The organism is Mesorhizobium sp. M2C.T.Ca.TU.002.02.1.1, from assembly GCF_003997225.1.
On sequence record NZ_RZTO01001504.1, the window covers coordinates 1 to 486 of the forward strand.

The 486-nt window shown below is 67.5% G+C and carries 1 protein-coding gene; it reads left to right on the forward strand.

Translation table 11 applies throughout. The annotated features are described in order from the left end of the window. Positions 1-486: benzoate/H(+) symporter BenE family transporter (locus EOD07_RS36985; RefSeq protein WP_206519687.1), on the forward strand; the 486-nt coding region annotated here is incomplete at both ends.

Genomic DNA, 486 nt, shown 5'->3' on the forward strand with positions numbered 1-486 from the left:
TGCCGGAACTGTCGACATTGACGTTCATCGCGCCGCAATTCACTGCATCGGCGACCATTGGCCTCGCCTTGCCGCTCTATCTGGTCACCATGGCCTCCCATAACCTTTCCGGCCTCGCGGTGCTGCGCGCCGCGGGCTACCATCCGGAGCCCGGTCCGCTGATCGGCGTCACCGGTCTGTTTTCGCTGCTCTCGGCGCCGTTCGGCGCCGCCACCACCAATCTTGCGGCCATCTCGGCCGCACTCTGCACCGGCCCCGACGTTCATCCCGACCCGGCCGAACGCTGGAAAACCGGGCCGTTCTACGCGCTCGCCTATCTCATCTTCGCCATCTTCGGCGCCTCGCTGGTGGCGATCTTCGCCGTCCTGCCGCAAAGCCTGATCGTGCTGGTCGCGGGGCTCGCCTTGACGGCGCCCCTGGCCAACGCCCTGTCGATAGCCCTTCACGACGCTGGCGAGCGCATGCCGGCGACGGTCACCTTCGCGG